The organism is Enterococcus raffinosus (genome assembly GCF_019175485.1).
In the GTDB taxonomy this organism is placed as follows: Bacteria; Bacillota; Bacilli; order Lactobacillales; family Enterococcaceae; genus Enterococcus_A; species Enterococcus_A raffinosus.
Genome location: NZ_CP072888.1, coordinates 1209583 through 1229639 on the forward strand (window position 1 = coordinate 1209583; position 20057 = coordinate 1229639).

Consider the following 20057-nt stretch of genomic DNA (forward strand, 5'->3'; position numbering starts at 1 on the left):
GAGATTTTTAACCTTTTTGAGGAAAAATAGTTACGAGTATTCCTTTTTTTGATATACTAGACTCATTGAATAGATACAAAATGGTTGGGCGTAAGCTTCAAGGATCGTGTTCTTCAAGGGGTGAGAAGAGCAACCTTAAGAGTTTTGCGCTCTTTTTTTGTATATAAAGGAGGGTTTGTGTGTTAGAAGCTTTAGAGAAAATAAAGTCTGCTGAAGAACAAAATGAAAGAAAAAAAGAACTGTTACTAGCAGAACTGTCGAGTTACGAGTCAACTAAAAAACAATTGTTGCAAAAGAAACGTGATGAGTTAAAAAATGATTTTTCTAATGCCTTGGCTATACGAGAACGAACATTAGCTGAAGAGTTAGAAACCGAAGAACGAGAACTAACCAGTCGTGCAGAAGTTGCAATTAAGAAAATGGAAGACAATTATTTAGAAAAAAAGGAACAAACGGTTCAAAAAATTATTGAAAGGGTGATCTCAGAATATGGCAGTTAGCAAAATGAGTAAACTGACCTTGATTGCCCAACAAGGACATAGTGAACAAATTCTATCTGCGATTCAAGGATTTCAAGGTGTGGAAGTTCGTGACCTTTTTGAGCAAACTGTGAGCAATGATTGGGTAGAAAAATATTTTGAAGAAGTAGCACCCTTACCTAGTCAAGACGCCCTTGCAAGAGTGGATAATCAGTTAGAACAAATAACGCATGCTATACAATTTGTAGAGCATCATGGTAGCAGTCGAGAAAAAGGGCTTCACCTTAAACGTCAGCAGGCAACTCTTCAAAAATTAGAAGATACGTTTGACGAGTCCGCATTGTTAAGCGAGTTAGAGAGTATCCAAGACTTGGAGAAGCGTTTTATTGAAGCCAGCTCGAAACAACGTGAGTTGCAAGAACAAGAAAGTCTGCTACAAAAATGGAAAATGTTAGATTTTTTGCCTAATGAATATAGCTTGCGGTCAACAAAATGTTTTTTAGGAACTGCTGATGCAAGTATTTGGGATTTATTTGAACAAAAAGTTAAAGAAAAACAGATTCATTGTGAAAGTATATATAGTGATGATCAAAGCGTTAATTTTGTTCTATTATTTTTGCGAGAGGAACAGACGGAAGTCCAAGAACTGGTTCGGCAATTTAGTATTAGCACGTTTAATTATAATAGATCACTTCTGCCTAAGGCTGAGTTAACCGTGATTCAACGAGAAATACTTGAGTTGGTCGAGGAGCAAAAACAATTGGCTCGACTAATCGGACAGAAAAAAATAGTTATCCAACGTTTGGAAACAGCGGAAGAGGTTTTACTCGCGCGTAAAAATCGTTGGATGATTCACGATCGTTTTATTAAGGATGATAAGTTATTCCTATTACAAGGGTGGCTTGAGACAGAAGCCTTTACGTCATTTGAAGACTTTATGAACCAAGCGGTTGGGAAAGAAAATCTTTATTTAGAGATAGAGGAACCTACTGATATCGAAATAAATGAAGAGATTCCAACAAAACTTAAAAATCACGCGGTCGTGAAACCATTCGAGATGCTGACTGAAATGTATAGCTTACCTAAATATCATGAGGTTGATCCGACACCTTGGTTTATGCCATTTTATTTTGTGTTCTTTGGAATGATGGTTGCTGATGCTGGTTATGGCGCGTTGATGCTTATTGCTACGACAATTGCGTTGAGAACTGTCTTGCCTAGAGGAATGGGACGATTTATGCGTTTCTTCCAAATTTTATCAATTCCTACAATATTATGGGGATTGATATATAATTCATTCTTTGGATTCTCGCTTGGCTACACACCTATCCTGTCAACTAGTAACGATGTCATTAGTATTTTGATTTTATCAATCGTTTTTGGTGTGATTCAAATTTTTATTGGATTAGGTTTAGCTGCAAGAGAAAATATAAAGGCAAAGAATTACCTTGGTGCGGTTTCCGATGGATTCGCTTGGCAAGGAATCATGGTTGGTGCAATCATCGGAGGCTTGGGAAAAATGTTGCTTAATAATCAAGCATTATTTGTGATTGGTGTGGCTCTAGCTGTTTTAAGCGCCCTTATGATCATTGTTACGCCGATGTTGCAAGCAAAATCTAAGATTAAGGGATTAGCAAAAGGTGCATACAACCTTTATGGAATTACTAGTTATATAGGCGATTTAGTTAGTTACACACGGTTAATGGCCTTGGGTATTTCAGGGGGAAGTATTGCTGCAGCATTTAATATGTTAGTGGGTTATATGCCACCAGTAGCACGTTTTAGTGTTGGAATATTGTTGATGCTGGCGCTTCATGGGTTGAATATATTTTTATCTTTATTGTCAGCTTATGTTCATGGGGCTCGTTTACAATATGTAGAATTTTTTGGAAAGTTTTATGAAGGCGGCGGACGAGCTTTTAATCCATTAAAAACAGAAGAAAAATATGTAAATATAGAACAAGAAAAATAATTGGAGGAATTTTAAACAATGATGGAGTATTTGATTAACAACAGTGGCGGTATTATTTTTGCGATTTTAGGAATGGCGACAGCAACAATTTTTTCAGGGATCGGTTCTTCAAAAGGTGTAGGTATGACCGGTGAAGCGGCTGCAGCATTAACAACTAGCCAACCGGAAAAATTTGGTCAAGCATTGATTTTACAATTATTACCAGGTACACAAGGGCTGTATGGTTTCGTTATAGCATTCTTGATCTTTACAAATCTGTCTGGTGATTTAACAGTTGTTCAAGGGTTAGGCTATTTTGGCGCATCATTACCGATTGCTTTCACAGGATTATTCTCAGGTATGGCACAGGGGAAAGTTGCTGCAGCAGGTATTCAAATTTTAGCGAAAAAACCTGAACATTCAACTAAAGGGATCATCTATGCTGCTATGGTTGAAACGTATGCAATTTTAGGTTTCGTTATCTCGTTCTTATTAGTAGGACAAGTGTAAGAAGATTAATCCTTATTTAACAGATGACTGTTTAGGAAAGATATAAACACGTTAAAACTATAAAAGATAAGAATAATTTACGTCAGAAGAATCGGAATTATTTTTTCTTACAGAAAAGATAAATACCTTAGTACGAATAAGGAGTTTTTTAATGGAAGCAATCGAAAAGATAGTCGAGCAATTGAATCAGCAGGCTGAATTAGAACAGCTTCAGTTGAAAGAAAAAGAGACGAATCGGATTGATCAAGAGTTTCAAGCGGAACTATCAGAAATAGAAATAGAACATCAAAAACGCTTGGAAAAAAGCTTGAAAAATCTAGAAAACAACTACAAGCAGGCTACAAATCGGCAGCAGATTGCTCAAAAACAAATGATTTTAAATCAAAAACAAGCGATATTAGAACGTGTCTTCGCTGATGCTGTTATTCAGATGGAAGACTGGTCTACCGAAGAACAGCAAAAATTTGCTCATCATGCTTTAGAAAAGATGCAATTACAAGGGGACTTGACGTTTATTCCCGGAGAAAAATCACAAACTGTATTTTCAAATGAGTGGCTTATCGAGCAAAATAGAAGACTCTCTTATCATCTAGATTTTGGAGAAGGAACTATTGAAGGTCAAGCAGGATTTATTCTAGATAAAGAGGGTGTGCAATACAACTTTCTTTATCAAAGTCTGGTTGGAGAGATTCAACAGCGTGAGAGTTTCCAAGTGGCCGAATCACTTTTTGACTAGTAAAATGTAGACTTTATTTATAGAGTCGGTTAAAAAATACGAATTAGGAGGCATTGAATGAAGCAATCTACGTATCATGAATTGAATCCACTGGTTCGTTTGAAAGAATTAGAACTATTGACACCTGAGCTAATGACTCGAATGATCAAAGCAGATGATTTATCGGAAATTGAGGCTCTTTTCAGAGGGACTATTTATGGTGAATATCTAACTGATAATTTTTTTGATAGCTTCGAAGTAGCTTTAGGTCAGGCGCAAGAAGATTTATTGACAGAGTTGGTTAAAATTGTTCCTGATCCGGACGTTATTTGGATTTACACAATGCGTTTTACTTTCCATAATCTTAAAGCATTGATCAAAGCTGATTTATTAGATCAAAATTTTGATGAACTTTACATTTATGATGGTTTTTATTCATTAGAGCAAATCAAGACCGCTATTCGTACTGGAATGGCGAGTGGATTGCCGGCAATTTTACTGGAAAGTATTCAGGAAGTCCGTGAGCATTTTGAAGAATCTAATAGCTTACAGGGGATCGATATTATTTTGGATCGTAAATATTTATATTGCCAGCGAAAAGTAGCTGATAAGATAAACGAGCCGGAACTATTGAAGGAAGTTATCAGCTTCATTGACTTCATAAATATTTTGATGGTTGCTCGTGGGATTAAACAAAAAAGAAGTCGTAATTTCATGTCGACAGCTTTGTCCAGCCATGGAAGTATTCCAAAAGAAGAATTATTGGATTGTGTTGAGCTTGGATCAGATCAATTGATTAATTATCTTAGGACAACCTCTTACGGTGAAATCATTGAACCAAGTATTGAAGGAAGCACAATTGATTTAAGTCAATTGGAAAGACTTTGTGACGACTATTTAACAAGTTTTTATGAAACTGCGCAGACACACGCTTTTGGTCCTCTGCCAGTACTTGCTCTTTTGAATGCAAAGTCGATCGAAACAAAAAATCTTCGTCTAATTATTACTGGCAAACGAATTGGGTTGACGGAAGAACAAATGAGAGAGAGGATGCGTGAGACATATGGCACATAAAATTGGTGCGATTGGTGACAAAGATTCTGTCTTGCCTTTTAAACTCTTTGATTTTGATACTCGAACGATAAAGGATAAACAGGTCATTCGTCAGCAAATTGAAGAAATGGCCAAAAATGATTATGGAATCATTTATATTACGGAAGAGTTTGCTCAGCTTGTTCCCGAAACAATTAAACGTTATGAAGAAAAGATGATTCCGGCAATCGTTCTGATTCCTAATCATGAAGGAACGTTAGGAATCGGCAAGTCCATGATACAAGGACAAGTAGAGCGGGCAGTCGGACAGAATATTTTATAAAGGAGCTAATAACTTGCAAGAAGGTAGAATAATAAAAGTTTCTGGTCCATTAGTATTGGCAGAACATATGGAGCAAGCAGCCATTCAAGATATTTGTTACGTAGGTGACCTTGGGGTTATCGGTGAAATCATTGAGATGCGCGGGGATGTTGCTTCCATCCAGGTTTATGAAGAAACCGCAGGAATCGGACCAGGCGAACCAGTTAGGACAACAGGAGAGGCGCTTTCAGTTGAATTAGGACCAGGGATCGTTTCTCAAATGTTTGATGGGATTCAACGACCATTAGATACTTTTAAAGATCAAACTGACAGTAATTTTTTAAGTCGTGGAATCCAAATTCCAGCTTTAGATCATACAAAAAAATGGTGGTTTGAAGCTTCTGTTGAAGAAGGGGTCACTGTATCTGCCGGAGACATAGTAGGAACAGTCAAAGAGACTAAAATCATTACACATAAAATCATGGTTCCAAACGGAATTAAAGGTACCTTGAAAAAAATCACATCAGGTGAGTTCACAATTGATGATCCTGTGTATGTGATTGAAACGCCAAATGGTATTCAAGAATTTTCAATGCTTCAAAAGTGGCCCGTTCGACGTGGACGCCCTGTTTCTGAGAAATTGAATCCAGAAGCGCCAATGATTACTGGGCAAAGAGTTATTGATACCTTTTTCCCAGTTGTAAAGGGAGGCGCAGCAGCAGTTCCTGGGCCATTCGGTGCCGGGAAAACAGTTGTTCAGCATCAGATCGCAAAATGGGCCGATGTGGACCTTGTGGTGTATGTAGGCTGTGGTGAACGTGGAAATGAAATGACTGATGTGTTGAATGAATTTCCTGAATTGATTGATCCTACTACAGGCGAATCCTTGATGGAACGTACAATCTTGATTGCTAATACGTCAAACATGCCGGTTGCTGCCCGTGAAGCTTCAATCTACACGGGAATCACCATTGCTGAATATTTCCGTGATATGGGCTACAATATTGCGATCATGGCCGATTCAACTTCTCGCTGGGCAGAAGCGTTACGAGAAATGAGTGGACGTTTAGAAGAAATGCCTGGGGACGAAGGATATCCAGCTTATTTAGGTAGTCGTCTGGCGGAATATTATGAACGCTCTGGTCGTGTCATCGCTTTAGGAAATGATGGACGTGAAGGTTCGATCACAGCTATTAGTGCCGTATCTCCATCTGGTGGGGATACATCTGAGCCTGTAACTCAAAATACATTACGAGTAGTAAAAGTCTTTTGGGGATTAAGTGCTACATTAGCGCAACAACGCCATTTCCCATCAATTGACTGGCTACAAAGCTATTCTTTGTATTCTTCAGAGGTTGGTAAGTATCTAGACAATGATTTACAGGCGAATTGGTCACAAATGGTAGCAGATGGTATGAGAATGCTACAAAAGGAATCTGAATTGAATGAGATCGTTCGTTTAGTCGGAATTGATTCGCTATCAGAAAAAGATCGTTTGACATTGGAAGTTGCAAAATCATTGCGTGAAGATTATTTGCAGCAAAATGCTTTTGACGATATAGATACGTTTACTTCGAGAGAAAAACAATTCAAGATGATTCAAAACATTTTAACCTTTAATAAAGAAGGGCAACGTGCTTTGGAGCTGGGTACCTATTTGAAAGAAATCATGGATGGGACAGTTACATTAAGAGATAGAATTGCTCGAAGTAAGTATATCCCTGAGAATGAGTTAGAGAAGCTGGATCAAATTCATTTAGATATCGTTTCAGAAATTCAAGCGATTATTGCAGAAGGAGGAATGACCAATGATTAAGGAATACAGAACCATCAATGAAGTGGTCGGACCTTTGATGGCAATTGATAAAGTGGAAGGCATCAAATATGAAGAGCTACTAGAAATTCGATTGAATAATGGAGAATTACGTCGAGGACAAGTGCTAGAAATTCATGAGGACAAAGCATTAGTCCAGATATTCGAGGGGACTAGCGGTATTAATTTGAAAGAATCAACCGCACGTTTTTTAGGACATCCATTAGAGCTAGGTGTATCAGAAGATATGGTTGGCCGCGTTTTTGACGGTTTGGGTCGACCGAAAGATGGTGGACCAGAAATATTGGCAGAAAAAAATGTTGATATTAATGGTGAAGTAATTAATCCAGTTTCTCGTGATTATCCTGATGAATTTATTCAAACGGGAATTTCTGCTATTGACCATTTAAACACGTTGGTTCGCGGTCAGAAATTACCAGTTTTCTCAGGATTTGGTTTGCCTCACAAGGAGCTAGCGGCTCAAATCGCTCGTCAGGCAACCGTTTTAAATAAAGAAGATGATTTCGCGGTAGTTTTTGCTGGGATAGGTATTACTTTTGAAGAGGCTGAATTCTTTATGGAAGATTTTCGTCAGACTGGAGCAATCGACCGGTCAGTTGTGTTCATGAATTTGGCAAATGATCCGGCAATTGAGCGGATCGCAACACCTCGAATGGCATTGACGGCTGCAGAGTATTTAGCGTATGAAAAAGGAATGCACGTATTGGTTATTATGACGGATATGACTAACTATTGTGAAGCTTTGCGTGAAATATCCGCCGCACGAAGAGAAGTTCCTGGTCGTCGTGGTTATCCAGGTTACCTTTATACGAACTTAGCTACGCTTTATGAACGTGCTGGACGTATTCGGGGTTTAAAAGGTTCGGTTACTCAGATTCCTATTCTTACGATGCCTGAAGATGATAAGACTCATCCGATTCCCGATTTAACTGGTTACATTACAGAAGGACAAATTATTTTGTCGCGTGAATTAGATAAAAATGGAATTCAACCACCAATTGATGTTTTGCCCTCTCTTTCTCGACTAAAAGACAAAGGGACAGGGGAAGGTAAAACTCGTAAGGATCATGCTCCGACGATGAATCAGCTCTTTGCAGCCTATGCACAAGGAAAGCAAGCAAAAGAGTTAGCGGTCGTTTTAGGTGATTCTGCTTTGTCAGATGTTGACAAAATCTACGCAAAATTTGCGGAACGATTTGAAGAAGAATACGTCAATCAAGGGTTCTATGAAAATCGTTCGATTGAAGAAACCTTAGATCTTGGCTGGGAGCTATTAGCCATGCTGCCGCGTACTGAGTTGAAACGGATCAAAGATGACATGTTGGACGAATATTTAACAGAGGGAGCTTGATCCTATGGTGAAATTAAATGTCAATCCAACCCGGATGGAGCTAACACGTTTAAAAAAGCAGTTGACAACTGCGAGCCGTGGACATAAACTCTTAAAGGACAAGCAGGATGAGCTGATGCGGCGTTTTATCCTCTTGGTCAAAAAGAATAACAAAATGCGTGCGGAAGTTGAAGAAGAACTGCAGCAGGCAATGAAGAGTTTCTCAGTAGCAGATGCATTATTAAATGATAAGTATATTGAAGAATTGTTAGCTGTTCCTAAAGAGCGTGTATCTCTTGATGTGATCGAAAAAGATGTGATGAGCGTGAAGGTGCCGATAATGAATTTTCAGCACGAATCTGAATTATCAGATGGACCATTGGAATATGGTTTCTTGAATTCCAATGATGACCTCGATCAGAGTATACAAAAATTCACCGAAGTTTTACCAAAGTTATTAGAGTTAACTGAAATTGAAAAAACGTGTCAATTAATGGCAAAAGAAATTGAGAAGACGCGTCGTCGTGTGAATGCACTGGAATATATGACGATTCCACAGTTAGAAGAAACCATCTACTTTATCCAAATGAAGCTGGAAGAAAATGAACGTGCTGAAGTGACTCGCATGATTAAAGTTAAAAATATGGGTACTACTTGAGAAAGTAGTGCCTTTTTTTGAAGGTAGGAATCTATGAATAAAGAAAAACGTTGGCCGTTTAAAATCCACCCTATTCAATTTATTGCTTTGGGTTTCGGAGGAATCATTTTATTTGGGAGTGTATTGTTAACCTTACCTATGTTCACAAACTCAGGAGAAGGTACTCCGTTTATAGATGCCTTATTTACAGCAACTTCGGCAACTTGTGTTACTGGACTAACGACGTTGACAACCAGTGAACATTGGAATATGGGTGGGCAGCTAATCATTTTGGGTCTGATTGAAGTTGGTGGACTAGGGTTTATGATGATGCCTTTCATTTTCTTTGCAGTTATGAAAAGAAAAGTTGGCTTGATGACACGGATTATTATTAGTGAGTCCTTGAACCTAGATGGTCTATCTGGTGTGATTAAGCTGATGTACTATATTTTACGTTTTGCAATCGGTTTTCAACTGCTAGGAGCAATCTTATTGGCAGTTGATTTTATTCCTACTTATGGAATTGGAAAAGGTATTTGGTATGCTATTTTTCATTCTATCTCGGCATTTTGTAATGCTGGATTTGATTTATTTGGTGATAGCCTGGTTGGTTTTCAAGGAAATGCGTACGTGTTATTGGTAATTTCGGGATTAATCATTGCTGGTGGACTAGGGTTTATTGTTTGGCAGGATTTGATGGCCTTTCGTAAAACTAAGAAATTAAGTCTTCATAGTAAGTTGGCTTTAACGGTGTCAATTAGTTTGTTAATTTTCGGAACCATTGTCTTTTACATTTCTGAATCAGGGGGACGTTTTATTGTTAATGATACATCGCCAATCAATCGTTTTGCGAATATGCTTTTCATGTCAGTAACCGCTCGGACCGCGGGATATTTTTCTGTTGATTATGGGAATGTCAGTCAAGCGGGGATCTTATTTACAATTGTTTTGATGTTCATTGGAGGAACTTCTGGATCAACAGCAGGAGGGCTAAAAACAACAACATTTGGTGTATTGCTCATTCAAACAATTTCTATGTTGAAGGGACGGGTACATGCAGAAGCGTTTCATCGCACGATTAGACCGTCAGTTGTTTCACGAGCACTTACACTTTTTTTCATTACGTTGACCTTATGTATTGCGGTAACAATGGTCATGTCGGTTACAGAAGTACTTCCACGTTTTCGGGGGATTGAGTATTTACTATTTGAGACCTTCTCTGCTTTTGGCACAGTTGGTCTTACAATGGGCTTGACCCCGAGTTTAAGTTTAATGGGAAAACTTTTAATTATTGCCTTAATGTATATTGGTAGAGTCGGTATTTTAACAGTGGGCTTCTCACTGACTATGCGTTTAATGAAGAAAGCGAATGGTGGACATTATAAACTTCCAGAAGAGAGTGTCATAATTGGCTAAAAAATCGTTCATTGGAATTTTCCAGTGAACGTTTTTTTTCATATTAAAGAAAATCAAAAAGAGTCCACTCTTTTAACAGTGGACTCTCTTGTTGTGTTAACGAATAACTTCGATTTTATAGCCATCTGGATCTGTAATGAAGTAATAAGAAGGATCGGTTCCAGGTAAGCCTTTCATGTCAGTTACATTGAAGCCTTTCGCTTTTTGTTCTTGATGAAGTTTTTCAATATCTTCTGAGCGAATTGCGATATGTCCATAGCCATCACCTAAATCATAAGCGGCATGATCATAATTATAGGTAAGCTCCAACTCGTAGTCATCCCTTGGTAATGTTAGATAAACCAAAGTAAATTTTGAATCTGGAAAATCACGACGGCGGGATTCTTCAAAACCGAATGCTTCTTGATAGAATTTTACTGATGCGTCTAAGTCTTTTACTCGAACACAAGTATGTGCCATTTTCATAGATAAGTATCCTCCTATTAATTAGTAAGTTTATGATAACATAAAAAATCAATTTGCCAGTAATTATGCTCAGTGGTTGTTTATGAGTTTTTTTTAATGTAAACTAACAAGTAAATACATTTTGCAGGAGGACACGAATGATCCCAGTGTTTGGCGTAAAAGAAGCCGAAAAGGACTACCAAGCTCGTTATGCAGCTTATGCGATTTTAATGAATGAGGATGAAAAAATCGCACTTATACAAGCTCCTAATGGTGCATACTTTTTACCTGGAGGAGAAATCGAAGGAAACGAAACAAAAGAAGAAGCTATCGAGCGTGAAATGATGGAGGAACTAGGTTTTGAAGTGGATCTGTCAGATTATTTAGGACAGGCAGATGAATACTTTTATTCTCGCCATCGTGGAACCTTTTTTTATAATCCAGGTTATTTCTATGCTACAAAAAATTGGAAGCAAGTTTCTTCACCTTTAGAAGAAGGAAATAACAGTAGTTGGGAGTCTCCGCAAACAGCCATTGAACTACTAAAACGCGGAAGTCACAAATGGGCCGTGAAAGAATGGTTGAAGAAAAAAACTTTCTGAGTGATCAGAAAGTTTTTTTCTATTTATTCTATTAACGCGCCATTCCGAATGTGGTTAGCAAATGCTTGATAGTAATCATCGAATAAATCAGAATTTTTACTATCTTGTTGTGTCATTTCTTTTGGATAATAGAAACGAACGTCGCCTTGTCCCTGGCCAGTTAACGCTGAGACTAATTGGCTTGCTTTTGATAATTCAATTAAGGATCCATCTTTTTGCATCAATTCAATTTGTGTTCGATGACTACCTTTTTCTGGGTGGTAAAGATCATAAGGCAGGTCATAGCTTGAATTGATCGCCGTATAATAACGAGGGTTAAAGCCAGCTTTTTCGACTAAACCTTTCATTTCAGTCAGTAAGGGATTAGCACTAGAATCAACGGTAATCGATTTTAAAGGTTTACGATTTAAAAACCGGTAAGCTAGGTCACTTAAAATTAAGTCTTGTTCATCCATCCATTGAGCAAAGTAGGTGTTCAAGACACCATCATCCAATTTTAAATAGTCCTCTAAAGAAAAATCTTGCCTTAAAAAAGGAATCAGAAATTGCGAATGGAAGGAAAAAATCTCCGCATCTTCTTGATACAATTCGTGTGCGCGGTCAAGTAGATGCTCTAATAGCACCTCCATCGCGCGTGAGACTGAGTGAAAATATACTTGGACATACATTTGATAGCGGCTGACGATATAGTCCTCAACAGCATGCATCCCATTCATGGAAAAAGCAATACCACCTTCATAAGGACGAATGACACGCAAAATTCGAGTTAAATCAAATGTTCCATATTCAGTTCCTGTATAATAGGCGTCTCTTAATAAATAGTCCATTCGGTCGGCGTCAATTTGACTAGAGATCATTTGAACAACTTGAGGATTCTCGTAAGTTTTAGTGATCACACTTGCAACTTTTTCTGGGAAACCTTCTTCAACATTATTTAAAATTTGAAATACTTCTGTTTCAGGTGAAGTAATGATGGCGACGGTTAATGCTTCGTGATCGGTATGAAAAATATGCTCAAATGTATGAGAATAAGGACCATGACCAACATCATGCAGCAATGCAGCACATAGCGCGACTAACCGATGGGAATCGTCCCAGCCATCTTTACCATATTTTTCTTTAGAGTAGTTTCGCTGGAAAATATCACAGATTCTACGCGTGATATCGTAGACTCCTAGTGAATGAGAAAAGCGGCTGTGCTCTGCACCATGAAAAGTGTAGGACGTTGTTCCTAACTGCTTAATACGTCGTAATCTTTGTACCTCTTTTGAATTGATCAAGTCTAGTATTACTTGATGCTGTACATGAATATAATTATGCACCGGATCACGAAATACTTTTTCCAATGGGAGCATTTGATATTTATAAGTCATTGAGTACCTCCTGAATAATCATGTTGCGTTGCCGCATATTTTCAATACGACGTTGATATTCTTCTAATTGGTAAAATTCTGATAGGAAACTTGTTTGGTCACTATAAGGCATTGCTTGTAATAATTCTTTCTTTACTAGATCGATCGATACATCAAATGCTGCTGAGTCATTTAATGTTGTCATGCTTTCAGGCTTAACGGGTGGATAGCCGAGAGCGCCAAACTGCTCCTGTAATCCACTTCTATAATAATCGCGCACCAGCTCGCCTCTGATGTTTTGGTCGCCATCTACACTGAGATACATCATTATTGCCACGCCATCTTTTACACGCCTTTGGGCAATGCCCGCAATTTTTTTTCCATTAATTGAGAGATCATATTTTCCTGGACAATATGAATCTGTAACTTCACCAACTTCTATCCCTAAGCTTCCAAAACGGGTCTGTCTCAGCCAGTCTACCATTGCTTCGTAGCCATCCTCGATTGATAAAGAGGTAACCGTATCTTTTGGCAAAATGAATGAAACATTCAAAATTCCAGAATCACTGACTACACCTAATCCTCCTGCATTGCGCAACAGTAGATGATATTTTTTTTTATGAACCGTTTTTAACGCTTCGTTAAAATGAGTCACGCGACTATCTTTCATCCCTAAGATTAACGTCTGAGGCAACTGCCAAAAATGGATGATTGGCTGATCTTGCTCGCCGCTGAATTCAGTAAACACGTCTGTTAGGGCAAAGGGGGTAAATAAATTATCTTTTGAAAGCATCCCTTGATCAAATAGCAATGCTTTTTTCATCGAATCTTCCTCTCGTTCTATCTTTTCTTCTCTATTATAAACAAAAAAGTGAAAACAAGTAATTTAGCCACTCAAAAAGCAGAAGTAGTTGACAAAAAAAGTAAAACCGACAAAAATAAATAGTGGAAGGAGTGGAAGCTCTGTGAAAATTAATGAAGGCATTCCCGCAAAAATAAACGTTCAAACGAAAGTCACTCAAAATAATGAGACGGAAGATTTCGTATTCGACCTCCCTGGTCAAGTGGTAAAAATGGGGGATACCTTGTACATTCGTTATAAGGAAATTCAACCAGATGGACAAGAAATTCCCGTTACGGTAAAAGTTACCCCCGATTCGCAAGTACAATTGATTCGCTCTGGCGAGGCAAGGATGCGGATGCGTTTTGCTTATCGTGAGAAAATGGATACAACGTATAAAACGCCCTTTGGAATCTTTATGATTTCGACTTATGCAAAAAATTTACATGTGAGTTTAAAGGATCGACCGTTCTCAGGAATTATTACAATTGATTACGCATTGTATATGAAAGAGGAAAAAGTTGGGGACTATCACTTAGTACTAGAATTTACTACTTGAGCGTAAGAAAGGTTTGCTTTTTAGCTGTCGATTTTGTATGATAAGGAGTAGACTTTGAAAGGACGTGTCATACTTGGAACTTAGTATTTTTGATGGTTTGAACAAAGATGAATTATCAATGATTGAAGTGGCACACGCAATTCTGGAAGAACGCGCCGATGTAATGGATTTTTCGGATTTAGTGAATCAAATCCAAAACTATCTTGGCAAATCAGACAGTGAAATTCGTGATGCATTAGCCCAATTTTATACCGATTTGAATATTGATGGAAGTTTTATTTCTCTAGGGGATAACCGCTGGGGATTACGCTCATGGTATGCAATCGATTCAATCGATGAAGAAGTGAACCATGGCTTAGAAGATGAAGAAGAAGATAAACCACGTCGCAAAAAACGTAAGAAGGTTAATGCGTTCATTAATGATGATGAAGATGCAATTGACTACAACGATGATGATCCTGAAGACACGGATCTATTGGTTGATGACGACGATGATGAAATCGACGATGACGATGATGACGACGATGACGAGATCGCAGCATACAACTCTGATTTACAAGAAATTGGGGCTGATGCAAGCGAAGATGATGAAGAAGTTGTTCCAGGCGGTATCGAAGATGATTTAAGCGTGATCGATGATGACGACGATGAATTTGATGATGACGAGGAAGACGAAGAATAGATCATTTTGATCTATTCTTTTTTTGTATTTTTTTCAGTTTATTTTTCACAAGCGCTTCCTTTGGTTCTTTTTTAAGAAAAACGATAGTATAAAACTAGAAAGAAAATTGGAAGGTGATCGTCATGGAAAAAGTACCTGAAATTAAAATCAAATTAACGGATGTCACAGAACGATTGGATGAAGGCTATTTATTATTATCAGAATTGCGGAAAGAAGCTGGTGCGCCGGTTGTCAAGGCAAAATTATTGAACAAAGAAGTCATTGCCGTATATGGAAATGAAGCTGCTCGAAAATTTTATGATCCAAGTAATTTTAAGCGTGAAGGTGCAATGCCAAAGGTTGTTTTGAAAACATTATTTGGAGAAGATGGGGTTCAAACCTTAGATGGTGAGACACACAAAAATAGAAAAACTGTCTTTATGGATTTAATGACACCAAAAAGAATGGAGGAGTACCATCGGATTTTGGATAAGAATTTATCTGAAAAATTAGATCGTCAGCAAGGTGAATTTGAATTGTTTGACCTATCTAAGGATGTATTATTCCGATCAATCTGTGAATGGGCAGGCATTGATTTATCCAAAATGAGCAAAGAAGAAATCGATCAACTCGCTGAATATCAAATTTCAATGATTAGTTCTGCTGTAACTAATCCTGCAACGCATATTAAAGGAATAGAAAATCGCAAAAAATCAGAGAAATGGGCACAGTCACTGATTGAACAAGCAAGGACAACGCCAGTTGCCGGAAAAGAGGGTGTAGCACTTTATGCCTTTGCGAATGCAAAGGATGATAATGGCAACCTATTACCTATTGATGTAGCTGCCGTTGAACTATTAAACGTGATTCGTCCGACTGTGGCTTTGACCGTATGGGTAGCATTAATGGGTCATGCCTTATTTAGCAGACCAGATATTTACCAAAGGCTTCATGCAGAGTTTAATAAATTGCAAGATTCATTTATTCAAGAGATGCGTCGTTATTATCCTTTCTTCCCAATGCTCCCTGCCTTTGCTAAACAGGATGTTGAAATTGACGGCTATTTGATTCCTACAGGAAGCTGGGTAGTTTTGGATCTTTATGGAACAAACCATGATAAGCGAACGATTGAAACACCTGAAGCATTTCGTATCTCTCGTTATCTTGGTAAGGAAAAACATATTTCCTATGATGAAGAATATGAGATGATTGCCCAAGGTGGAGGAAAATTTGAAGCCATGCATCGTTGCGCAGGAGAATGGATAACACTGCATACACTGCGGGTCTTTTCTGATCAATTAGTGAATAAGTATCAATTTTCTGTACCAGAACAGGATTGGGAAATTCCAATGAATCAATTTCCAACTTTTCCCAAAAGCAAGGCCTTACTAATCAAGAACTGATCAATAAAACCGCTCAAATAGAATTCTTATTTGAGTGGTTCATTTTAATTATTTCGTTCGTTTAAGGCATTAATAGAATCAAAATTGATAAGTATCCGTTAAAAAAGTATAATGGTCTTTACGGAGAGATACTAATGCATTCGAAAAAAAGAAACGACACGTCTCAAAAAGAGAAGTGTCGTAAATGTACGCGCCCTGAGGGAATCGAACCCCCGTCTCAAGAACCGGAATCTTACGTGATATCCACTACACTAAGGGCGCAAGCACGAATATTAGTTTAGCATATAATTTTAAAAAAACAAGGGGAAAGTCTATGAAGTTTCAACAAGGTTATTCGCAAAAGCAACAACAAACTCAAAAATTGGCGATGACGCAAGAATTGCAGCAAGCGATTCAAATTTTACAATTTAATACTGAGGAGTTGCAAGACTATGTTGAAACGGTCTCTTTGGAGAATCCGCTATTTGACGTGGTCGCACCAAAAATTCAAAGTGACTTGATGCAGATGCATGGAGGAGCAGTTAAGGAAGAATCATTCATACAAATTGCCGATCATCCTGTTTCTCTGTTTGAACATTTGATCAACCAAATCCATCTAAATTATCGAGATACCTTTATTCGTGAAATTATGTTAGTTCTAGTCGAGTTCATTGACGTAAATGGCTATTTGAAAGTTGACGAAGAGCGAGTGAAAGAAGAATTAAAAGCCACCGATCTTCAATACCTTGATGCATTGACACTGTTGCAGCAGCTAGATCCTCCAGGTGTAGGTGCTAGGAACTTGCAAGAATGCCTGATGCTTCAGACAGAGCAGGATGATTACGCACCAGATTTAGCATATCTTCTTTTAGAGGAATCGTTTGATGCAATTGCTAAAAGAAAGTTTGAACAAATTGCTAAGTCTTATCAGATTAGTTTAACGCAGGTACAGAAAATTCTTGATTATATTCGAACGTTAAATCCATTTCCAGGCGCAAGTTTCGGTGGACAGGATTCAAATTTCATTATTCCAGATTTGACATTGGTGAGAAGAGAGAATCAGCTAGTTGTTTTATCGAATAAGCGTGGCCAACTACGTCTGAACTTTCAAGAAAATTATTTTAATCGTTTGAAAGAACAAGCGGATGATGAAACAAAAGCTTATTTAAAAGAAAAGCTCCAACAGTTTGAATGGTTAAATAAGACACTTGGGCAACGGAAAGATACCATCTTGGAAGTCGGTAAAATCATCGTTCAGCATCAAGCACATTTTTTTGAAGATAAACAAGGAGCATTAAAACCATTAATGCTGAAAGATGTTGCGAAAGAATTAGATGTTCACGAATCAACGATTAGCCGCGCAGTGAACGGGAAATATATCGAAACAGATTTCGGTGTATTTGAACTGCGAAGCTTTTTTGTCAATAAAGTAAATGATGAAGATACTTCTGCAGATGAAGTCAAACAGTTGATTGCTTCATTTGTTGAACAAGAAGATAAACGCAAACCATTATCTGACCAAAAAATTGTAGAATTGCTTGCTGAAAAGGACCAGAAAATCTCTCGGCGTACGGTTGCCAAATATCGAGATGCTTTGAATATCCCAAGCTCATCCAAAAGAAAACGTTTTGATTAAGCCAAGTAAAAAAACTTGGCTTTTTCCTTGCGTAGACGCCTCAAAACTGTTACACTTTGTCATGTAAGAAATCAACAATTTCAAATGAATAATTTGACTTTCTTTCATTTTTTTTATCATTCATGGGTCGCTAAAAGTCTATGAGGGACTACTTAAGTCCAACGGAGGAATTCCTTTGTTAAGTGAATTAAGAGTGCTTGAAGCAATCGCCCCTGATGTGCTAGAGGTTGTAAAAAAAAGATATCGTATTATGCAGAATATTTTTTGGATGCAACCAATCGGTCGAAGAAACTTAGCTGATTCATTAGGACTTACTGAACGGGTATTGCGAAGTGAGACAGATTATCTTAGAGATCAGCGTTTGATTGATGCAACAAAGAGTGGTATGTTGCTAACTGAAAAAGGCGAAGGCTTACTGCAACATCTGGAACTATTGATGGAACAGTTTACCGGCATGGATCAGTTAGAAAAGCAACTTGCTACACTATTCAAGATCGAACGTTGCCTGATTGTTTCTGGAAACAGTGATGAACAAGAAAAAGTAATCGGTGAATTTGGCGAGTTGGTAGATGAGGCATTGCAGCGTCAATTACCAGACGGTCGAAACATTATTGCAGTGATGGGCGGAACGACGATGGCAGAAGTAGCCAGACACGTCAGTCCATTAGAAACAACAAAGCGCCATAATCTTTTTGTTCCAGCTCGAGGAGGTATTGGGGAGGCAGTGTCAATCCAAGCTAACTCAGTCAGCGCATTAATGGCAGCGAATGCTCATGGAGAGCATCGCGCGTTATATGTACCGGAACAATTAAGTGAGGAAGCCTACCACACATTGCTGAAAGAACCCTCTATCAGAAGTGTCCTGGCGATGATTAAAGAGGCTAATTGTGTTGTACACAGTATTGGTCGAGCTGTTCATATGGCGGCTAGACGAAAAATGTCAGAAGATGAGATCGTTCGTCTAAAACAAAAAAATGCTGTTGCAGAATCTTTTGGATACTTTTTTGACGAAAATGGAGAGATCGTCCATAAAGTTCCGCGCATTGGCTTATCTTTAGAAGATATTCAGAAGATGCCGACGATTCTCGCAGTTGCTGGTGGAAAAAGCAAAGTAAAAGCCATTACAGCATATATGAAAAATGCTCCGAAACAAACGTGGCTCATCACTGATGAAGCTGCTGCAAACGAGATTTTAAAAGGGATCCCCCCTTTAAAATAAATATATTTTTTGATTCCATAAGGAGGAAATCTTAAATGACAGTAAAAGTTGGAATTAACGGATTTGGACGTATCGGACGCTTAGCATTCCGCCGTATCCAAGATGTAGAAGGATTGGAAGTTGTAGCTATCAACGATTTAACAGACGCTAAAATGTTGGCTCACTTGTTAAAATATGATACAACTCAAGGTCGCTTTAACGGAACTGTTGAAGTTCATGAAGGTTCATTCAACGTGAACGGAAAAGAAGTTAAAGTTCTTGCTAACCGCAACCCAGAAGAATTACCTTGGGGAGAACTAGGAGTAGATATCGTATTAGAATGTACTGGATTCTTCACTTCAAAATCTGCTGCTGAAAAACACTTAACAGCTGGTGCTAAACGTGTTGTTATCTCAGCTCCTGGTGGTAACGATGTTCCAACAATCGTTTACAACACTAACCACGAAACTTTAACTGGTGACGAAACAGTTATCTCTGGTGCTTCATGTACTACTAACTGTTTAGCTCCTATGGCTAAAACTTTAAATGACGAATTTGGTGTTGTTGAAGGATTAATGACAACTATCCATGCTTACACAGGTGACCAAATGACTCTTGATGGACCTCATCCTAAAGGTGACTTCCGTCGTGCACGTGCTGCTGCAGCAAACATCGTGCCTAACTCAACTGGTGCTGCTAAAGCGATCGGTTTAGTTATTCCTGACTTGAACGGTAAATTAGACGGAGCTGCTCAACGTGTTCCTGTTGCAACTGGTTCATTAACTGAATTAGTGACTGTTCTTAACAAAAAAGTGACTGTTGATGAAGTAAATGCAGCGATGAAAGCAGCATCTAACGAATCATTCGGTTACAACACTGACGAAATCGTTTCTTCAGATATCGTAGGTATGACTTACGGATCATTGTTTGACGAAACTCAAACTAAAGTTATGACAGTTGGCGACCAACAATTAGTTAAAACTGTTGCTTGGTATGACAATGAAATGTCATACACTGCTCAATTGGTTCGTACTTTAGAATATTTCGCTAAACTATAAGAATTATTTTAAACAACAACATTGTCTGAAAAAAGGCGGGGAAGCAACGCGCTTCTCCGTTTTTTTCGTAAGTTTATCATTGGCTCTTTTCTCGAAAA

20 protein-coding genes, 1 tRNA gene and 1 other annotated feature are annotated in these 20057 nt (G+C 38.2%); of the genes, 17 read left to right on the plus strand and 4 right to left on the minus strand.

The features are described 5' to 3' along the window. The first annotated feature begins 82 nt into the window (after positions 1-82). Positions 83-130 (plus strand) — a sequence feature (sodium ion sensor (DUF1646 type); this cis-regulatory element may regulate processes involved in with the transportation of sodium ions). A gap of 49 nt (positions 131-179) precedes the next feature. From J9537_RS05945 to J9537_RS05990, 10 genes are all read left to right on the plus strand, one after another. Further along, positions 180-500, plus strand: a complete 321-nt coding sequence (locus J9537_RS05945; RefSeq protein WP_218257077.1) for a hypothetical protein — start codon at positions 180-182, stop codon at positions 498-500. Then, positions 490-2451, plus strand: coding sequence for a V-type ATP synthase subunit I (locus tag J9537_RS05950; protein WP_218257078.1), 1962 nt, complete (start codon positions 490-492; stop codon positions 2449-2451). Before J9537_RS05945 ends, J9537_RS05950 begins: the two co-directional genes overlap by 11 nt. Before the next feature lie 18 nt (positions 2452-2469). Beyond that, positions 2470-2940, plus strand: a complete 471-nt coding sequence (locus J9537_RS05955; RefSeq protein ID WP_218257079.1) for a V-type ATP synthase subunit K — start codon at positions 2470-2472, stop codon at positions 2938-2940. A gap of 151 nt (positions 2941-3091) precedes the next feature. Continuing rightward, the gene (locus J9537_RS05960) at positions 3092-3676 is read left to right on the plus strand and encodes a hypothetical protein (RefSeq protein ID WP_218257080.1); all 585 of its coding nucleotides are present in this window, start codon (positions 3092-3094) and stop codon (positions 3674-3676) included. A gap of 57 nt (positions 3677-3733) precedes the next feature. Beyond that, entirely contained in the window at positions 3734-4729 is a 996-nt protein-coding gene (locus J9537_RS05965) for a V-type ATPase subunit (RefSeq protein WP_218257081.1), read from the plus strand. Beyond that, complete coding sequence (locus tag J9537_RS05970; RefSeq protein ID WP_218257082.1) at positions 4719-5030, plus strand: V-type ATP synthase subunit F; 312 nt, start codon at positions 4719-4721, stop codon at positions 5028-5030. The genes J9537_RS05965 and J9537_RS05970 overlap by 11 nt, the downstream gene beginning before the upstream one ends. A gap of 13 nt (positions 5031-5043) precedes the next feature. Further along, positions 5044-6825, plus strand: coding sequence for a V-type ATP synthase subunit A (locus tag J9537_RS05975; RefSeq protein WP_218257083.1), 1782 nt, complete (start codon positions 5044-5046; stop codon positions 6823-6825). After that, positions 6818-8194, plus strand: coding sequence for a V-type ATP synthase subunit B (locus tag J9537_RS05980; protein ID WP_010744508.1), 1377 nt, complete (start codon positions 6818-6820; stop codon positions 8192-8194). The genes J9537_RS05975 and J9537_RS05980 overlap by 8 nt, the downstream gene beginning before the upstream one ends. Before the next feature lie 4 nt (positions 8195-8198). Continuing rightward, entirely contained in the window at positions 8199-8831 is a 633-nt protein-coding gene (locus J9537_RS05985; protein ID WP_218257084.1) for a V-type ATP synthase subunit D, read from the plus strand. A gap of 33 nt (positions 8832-8864) precedes the next feature. Next, complete coding sequence (locus tag J9537_RS05990) at positions 8865-10226, plus strand: TrkH family potassium uptake protein (RefSeq protein ID WP_218257085.1); 1362 nt, start codon at positions 8865-8867, stop codon at positions 10224-10226. 96 nt (positions 10227-10322) lie between these two features. Here the strand turns inward: J9537_RS05990 and gloA are convergent, their stop codons facing one another. Beyond that, complete coding sequence (gloA, locus tag J9537_RS05995; protein ID WP_218257086.1) at positions 10323-10691, minus strand: lactoylglutathione lyase; 369 nt, start codon at positions 10689-10691, stop codon at positions 10323-10325. 137 nt (positions 10692-10828) lie between these two features. On the opposite strand from gloA, the gene J9537_RS06000 reads away from it, so the two are divergent. After that, positions 10829-11272 (plus strand): NUDIX hydrolase, encoded by a 444-nt coding sequence (locus J9537_RS06000; protein ID WP_218257087.1) that lies wholly within the window; start codon positions 10829-10831, stop codon positions 11270-11272. A gap of 23 nt (positions 11273-11295) precedes the next feature. Here the strand turns inward: J9537_RS06000 and J9537_RS06005 are convergent, their stop codons facing one another. Further along, positions 11296-12645, minus strand: a complete 1350-nt coding sequence (locus J9537_RS06005; RefSeq protein WP_218257088.1) for an HD domain-containing protein — start codon at positions 12643-12645, stop codon at positions 11296-11298. Continuing rightward, a complete protein-coding gene (locus tag J9537_RS06010; protein ID WP_218257089.1) occupies positions 12635-13447 on the minus strand; it encodes a lipoate--protein ligase family protein in 813 nt (270 codons plus the stop codon). Before J9537_RS06010 ends, J9537_RS06005 begins: the two co-directional genes overlap by 11 nt. Before the next feature lie 142 nt (positions 13448-13589). On the opposite strand from J9537_RS06010, the gene J9537_RS06015 reads away from it, so the two are divergent. The 3 genes from J9537_RS06015 (at position 13590) to J9537_RS06025 (ending at position 16088) form a co-directional block, all read left to right on the plus strand. Beyond that, complete coding sequence (locus J9537_RS06015) at positions 13590-14024, plus strand: YwiB family protein (protein WP_010744515.1); 435 nt, start codon at positions 13590-13592, stop codon at positions 14022-14024. Between the two features lie 73 nt (positions 14025-14097). Continuing rightward, positions 14098-14706, plus strand: coding sequence for a DNA-directed RNA polymerase subunit delta (gene rpoE, locus J9537_RS06020; RefSeq protein WP_010744516.1), 609 nt, complete (start codon positions 14098-14100; stop codon positions 14704-14706). A 122-nt stretch (positions 14707-14828) separates the two neighbouring features. Beyond that, positions 14829-16088: a cytochrome P450 gene (locus J9537_RS06025; protein ID WP_218257090.1), complete on the plus strand. Its 1260-nt coding sequence runs from the start codon at positions 14829-14831 to the stop codon at positions 16086-16088. A 189-nt stretch (positions 16089-16277) separates the two neighbouring features. Here J9537_RS06025 and J9537_RS06030 read toward each other — a convergent pair. Next, positions 16278-16349, minus strand: a tRNA-Arg gene (locus J9537_RS06030). 52 nt (positions 16350-16401) lie between these two features. On the opposite strand from J9537_RS06030, the gene rpoN reads away from it, so the two are divergent. The 3 genes from rpoN (at position 16402) to gap (ending at position 19959) form a co-directional block, all read left to right on the plus strand. Beyond that, positions 16402-17703 (plus strand): RNA polymerase factor sigma-54, encoded by a 1302-nt coding sequence (gene rpoN / locus J9537_RS06035; RefSeq protein WP_218257091.1) that lies wholly within the window; start codon positions 16402-16404, stop codon positions 17701-17703. 175 nt (positions 17704-17878) lie between these two features. Next, positions 17879-18922, plus strand: a complete 1044-nt coding sequence (locus J9537_RS06040; RefSeq protein ID WP_218257092.1) for a sugar-binding transcriptional regulator — start codon at positions 17879-17881, stop codon at positions 18920-18922. Between the two features lie 35 nt (positions 18923-18957). Beyond that, positions 18958-19959 carry a type I glyceraldehyde-3-phosphate dehydrogenase gene (gap, locus tag J9537_RS06045; protein ID WP_010744520.1) on the plus strand — a complete coding sequence of 334 codons (1002 nt, stop codon included), beginning with the start codon at positions 18958-18960 and terminating at the stop codon, positions 19957-19959. Positions 19960-20057 lie beyond the last annotated feature (98 nt).

Bases quoted from the DNA above. Each gene is read 5' to 3' on its own strand.
- J9537_RS05950 (WP_218257078.1), top strand. From the start codon at position 490: ATGGCAGTTAGCAAAATGAGTAAACTGACCTTGATTGCCCAACAAGGA.
- J9537_RS05955 (WP_218257079.1), top strand. From the start codon at position 2,470: ATGATGGAGTATTTGATTAACAACAGTGGCGGTATTATTTTTGCGATT.
- J9537_RS05960 (WP_218257080.1), top strand. From the start codon at position 3,092: ATGGAAGCAATCGAAAAGATAGTCGAGCAATTGAATCAGCAGGCTGAA.
- J9537_RS05965 (WP_218257081.1), top strand. From the start codon at position 3,734: ATGAAGCAATCTACGTATCATGAATTGAATCCACTGGTTCGTTTGAAA.
- J9537_RS05970 (WP_218257082.1), top strand. From the start codon at position 4,719: ATGGCACATAAAATTGGTGCGATTGGTGACAAAGATTCTGTCTTGCCT.
- J9537_RS05980 (WP_010744508.1), top strand. From the start codon at position 6,818: ATGATTAAGGAATACAGAACCATCAATGAAGTGGTCGGACCTTTGATG.
- J9537_RS05985 (WP_218257084.1), top strand. From the start codon at position 8,199: ATGGTGAAATTAAATGTCAATCCAACCCGGATGGAGCTAACACGTTTA.
- J9537_RS05990 (WP_218257085.1), top strand. From the start codon at position 8,865: ATGAATAAAGAAAAACGTTGGCCGTTTAAAATCCACCCTATTCAATTT.
- gloA (WP_218257086.1), bottom strand. From the start codon at position 10,691: ATGAAAATGGCACATACTTGTGTTCGAGTAAAAGACTTAGACGCATCA.
- J9537_RS06000 (WP_218257087.1), top strand. From the start codon at position 10,829: ATGATCCCAGTGTTTGGCGTAAAAGAAGCCGAAAAGGACTACCAAGCT.
- J9537_RS06005 (WP_218257088.1), bottom strand. From the start codon at position 12,645: ATGACTTATAAATATCAAATGCTCCCATTGGAAAAAGTATTTCGTGAT.
- J9537_RS06010 (WP_218257089.1), bottom strand. From the start codon at position 13,447: ATGAAAAAAGCATTGCTATTTGATCAAGGGATGCTTTCAAAAGATAAT.
- J9537_RS06025 (WP_218257090.1), top strand. From the start codon at position 14,829: ATGGAAAAAGTACCTGAAATTAAAATCAAATTAACGGATGTCACAGAA.
- rpoN (WP_218257091.1), top strand. From the start codon at position 16,402: ATGAAGTTTCAACAAGGTTATTCGCAAAAGCAACAACAAACTCAAAAA.
- gap (WP_010744520.1), top strand. From the start codon at position 18,958: ATGACAGTAAAAGTTGGAATTAACGGATTTGGACGTATCGGACGCTTA.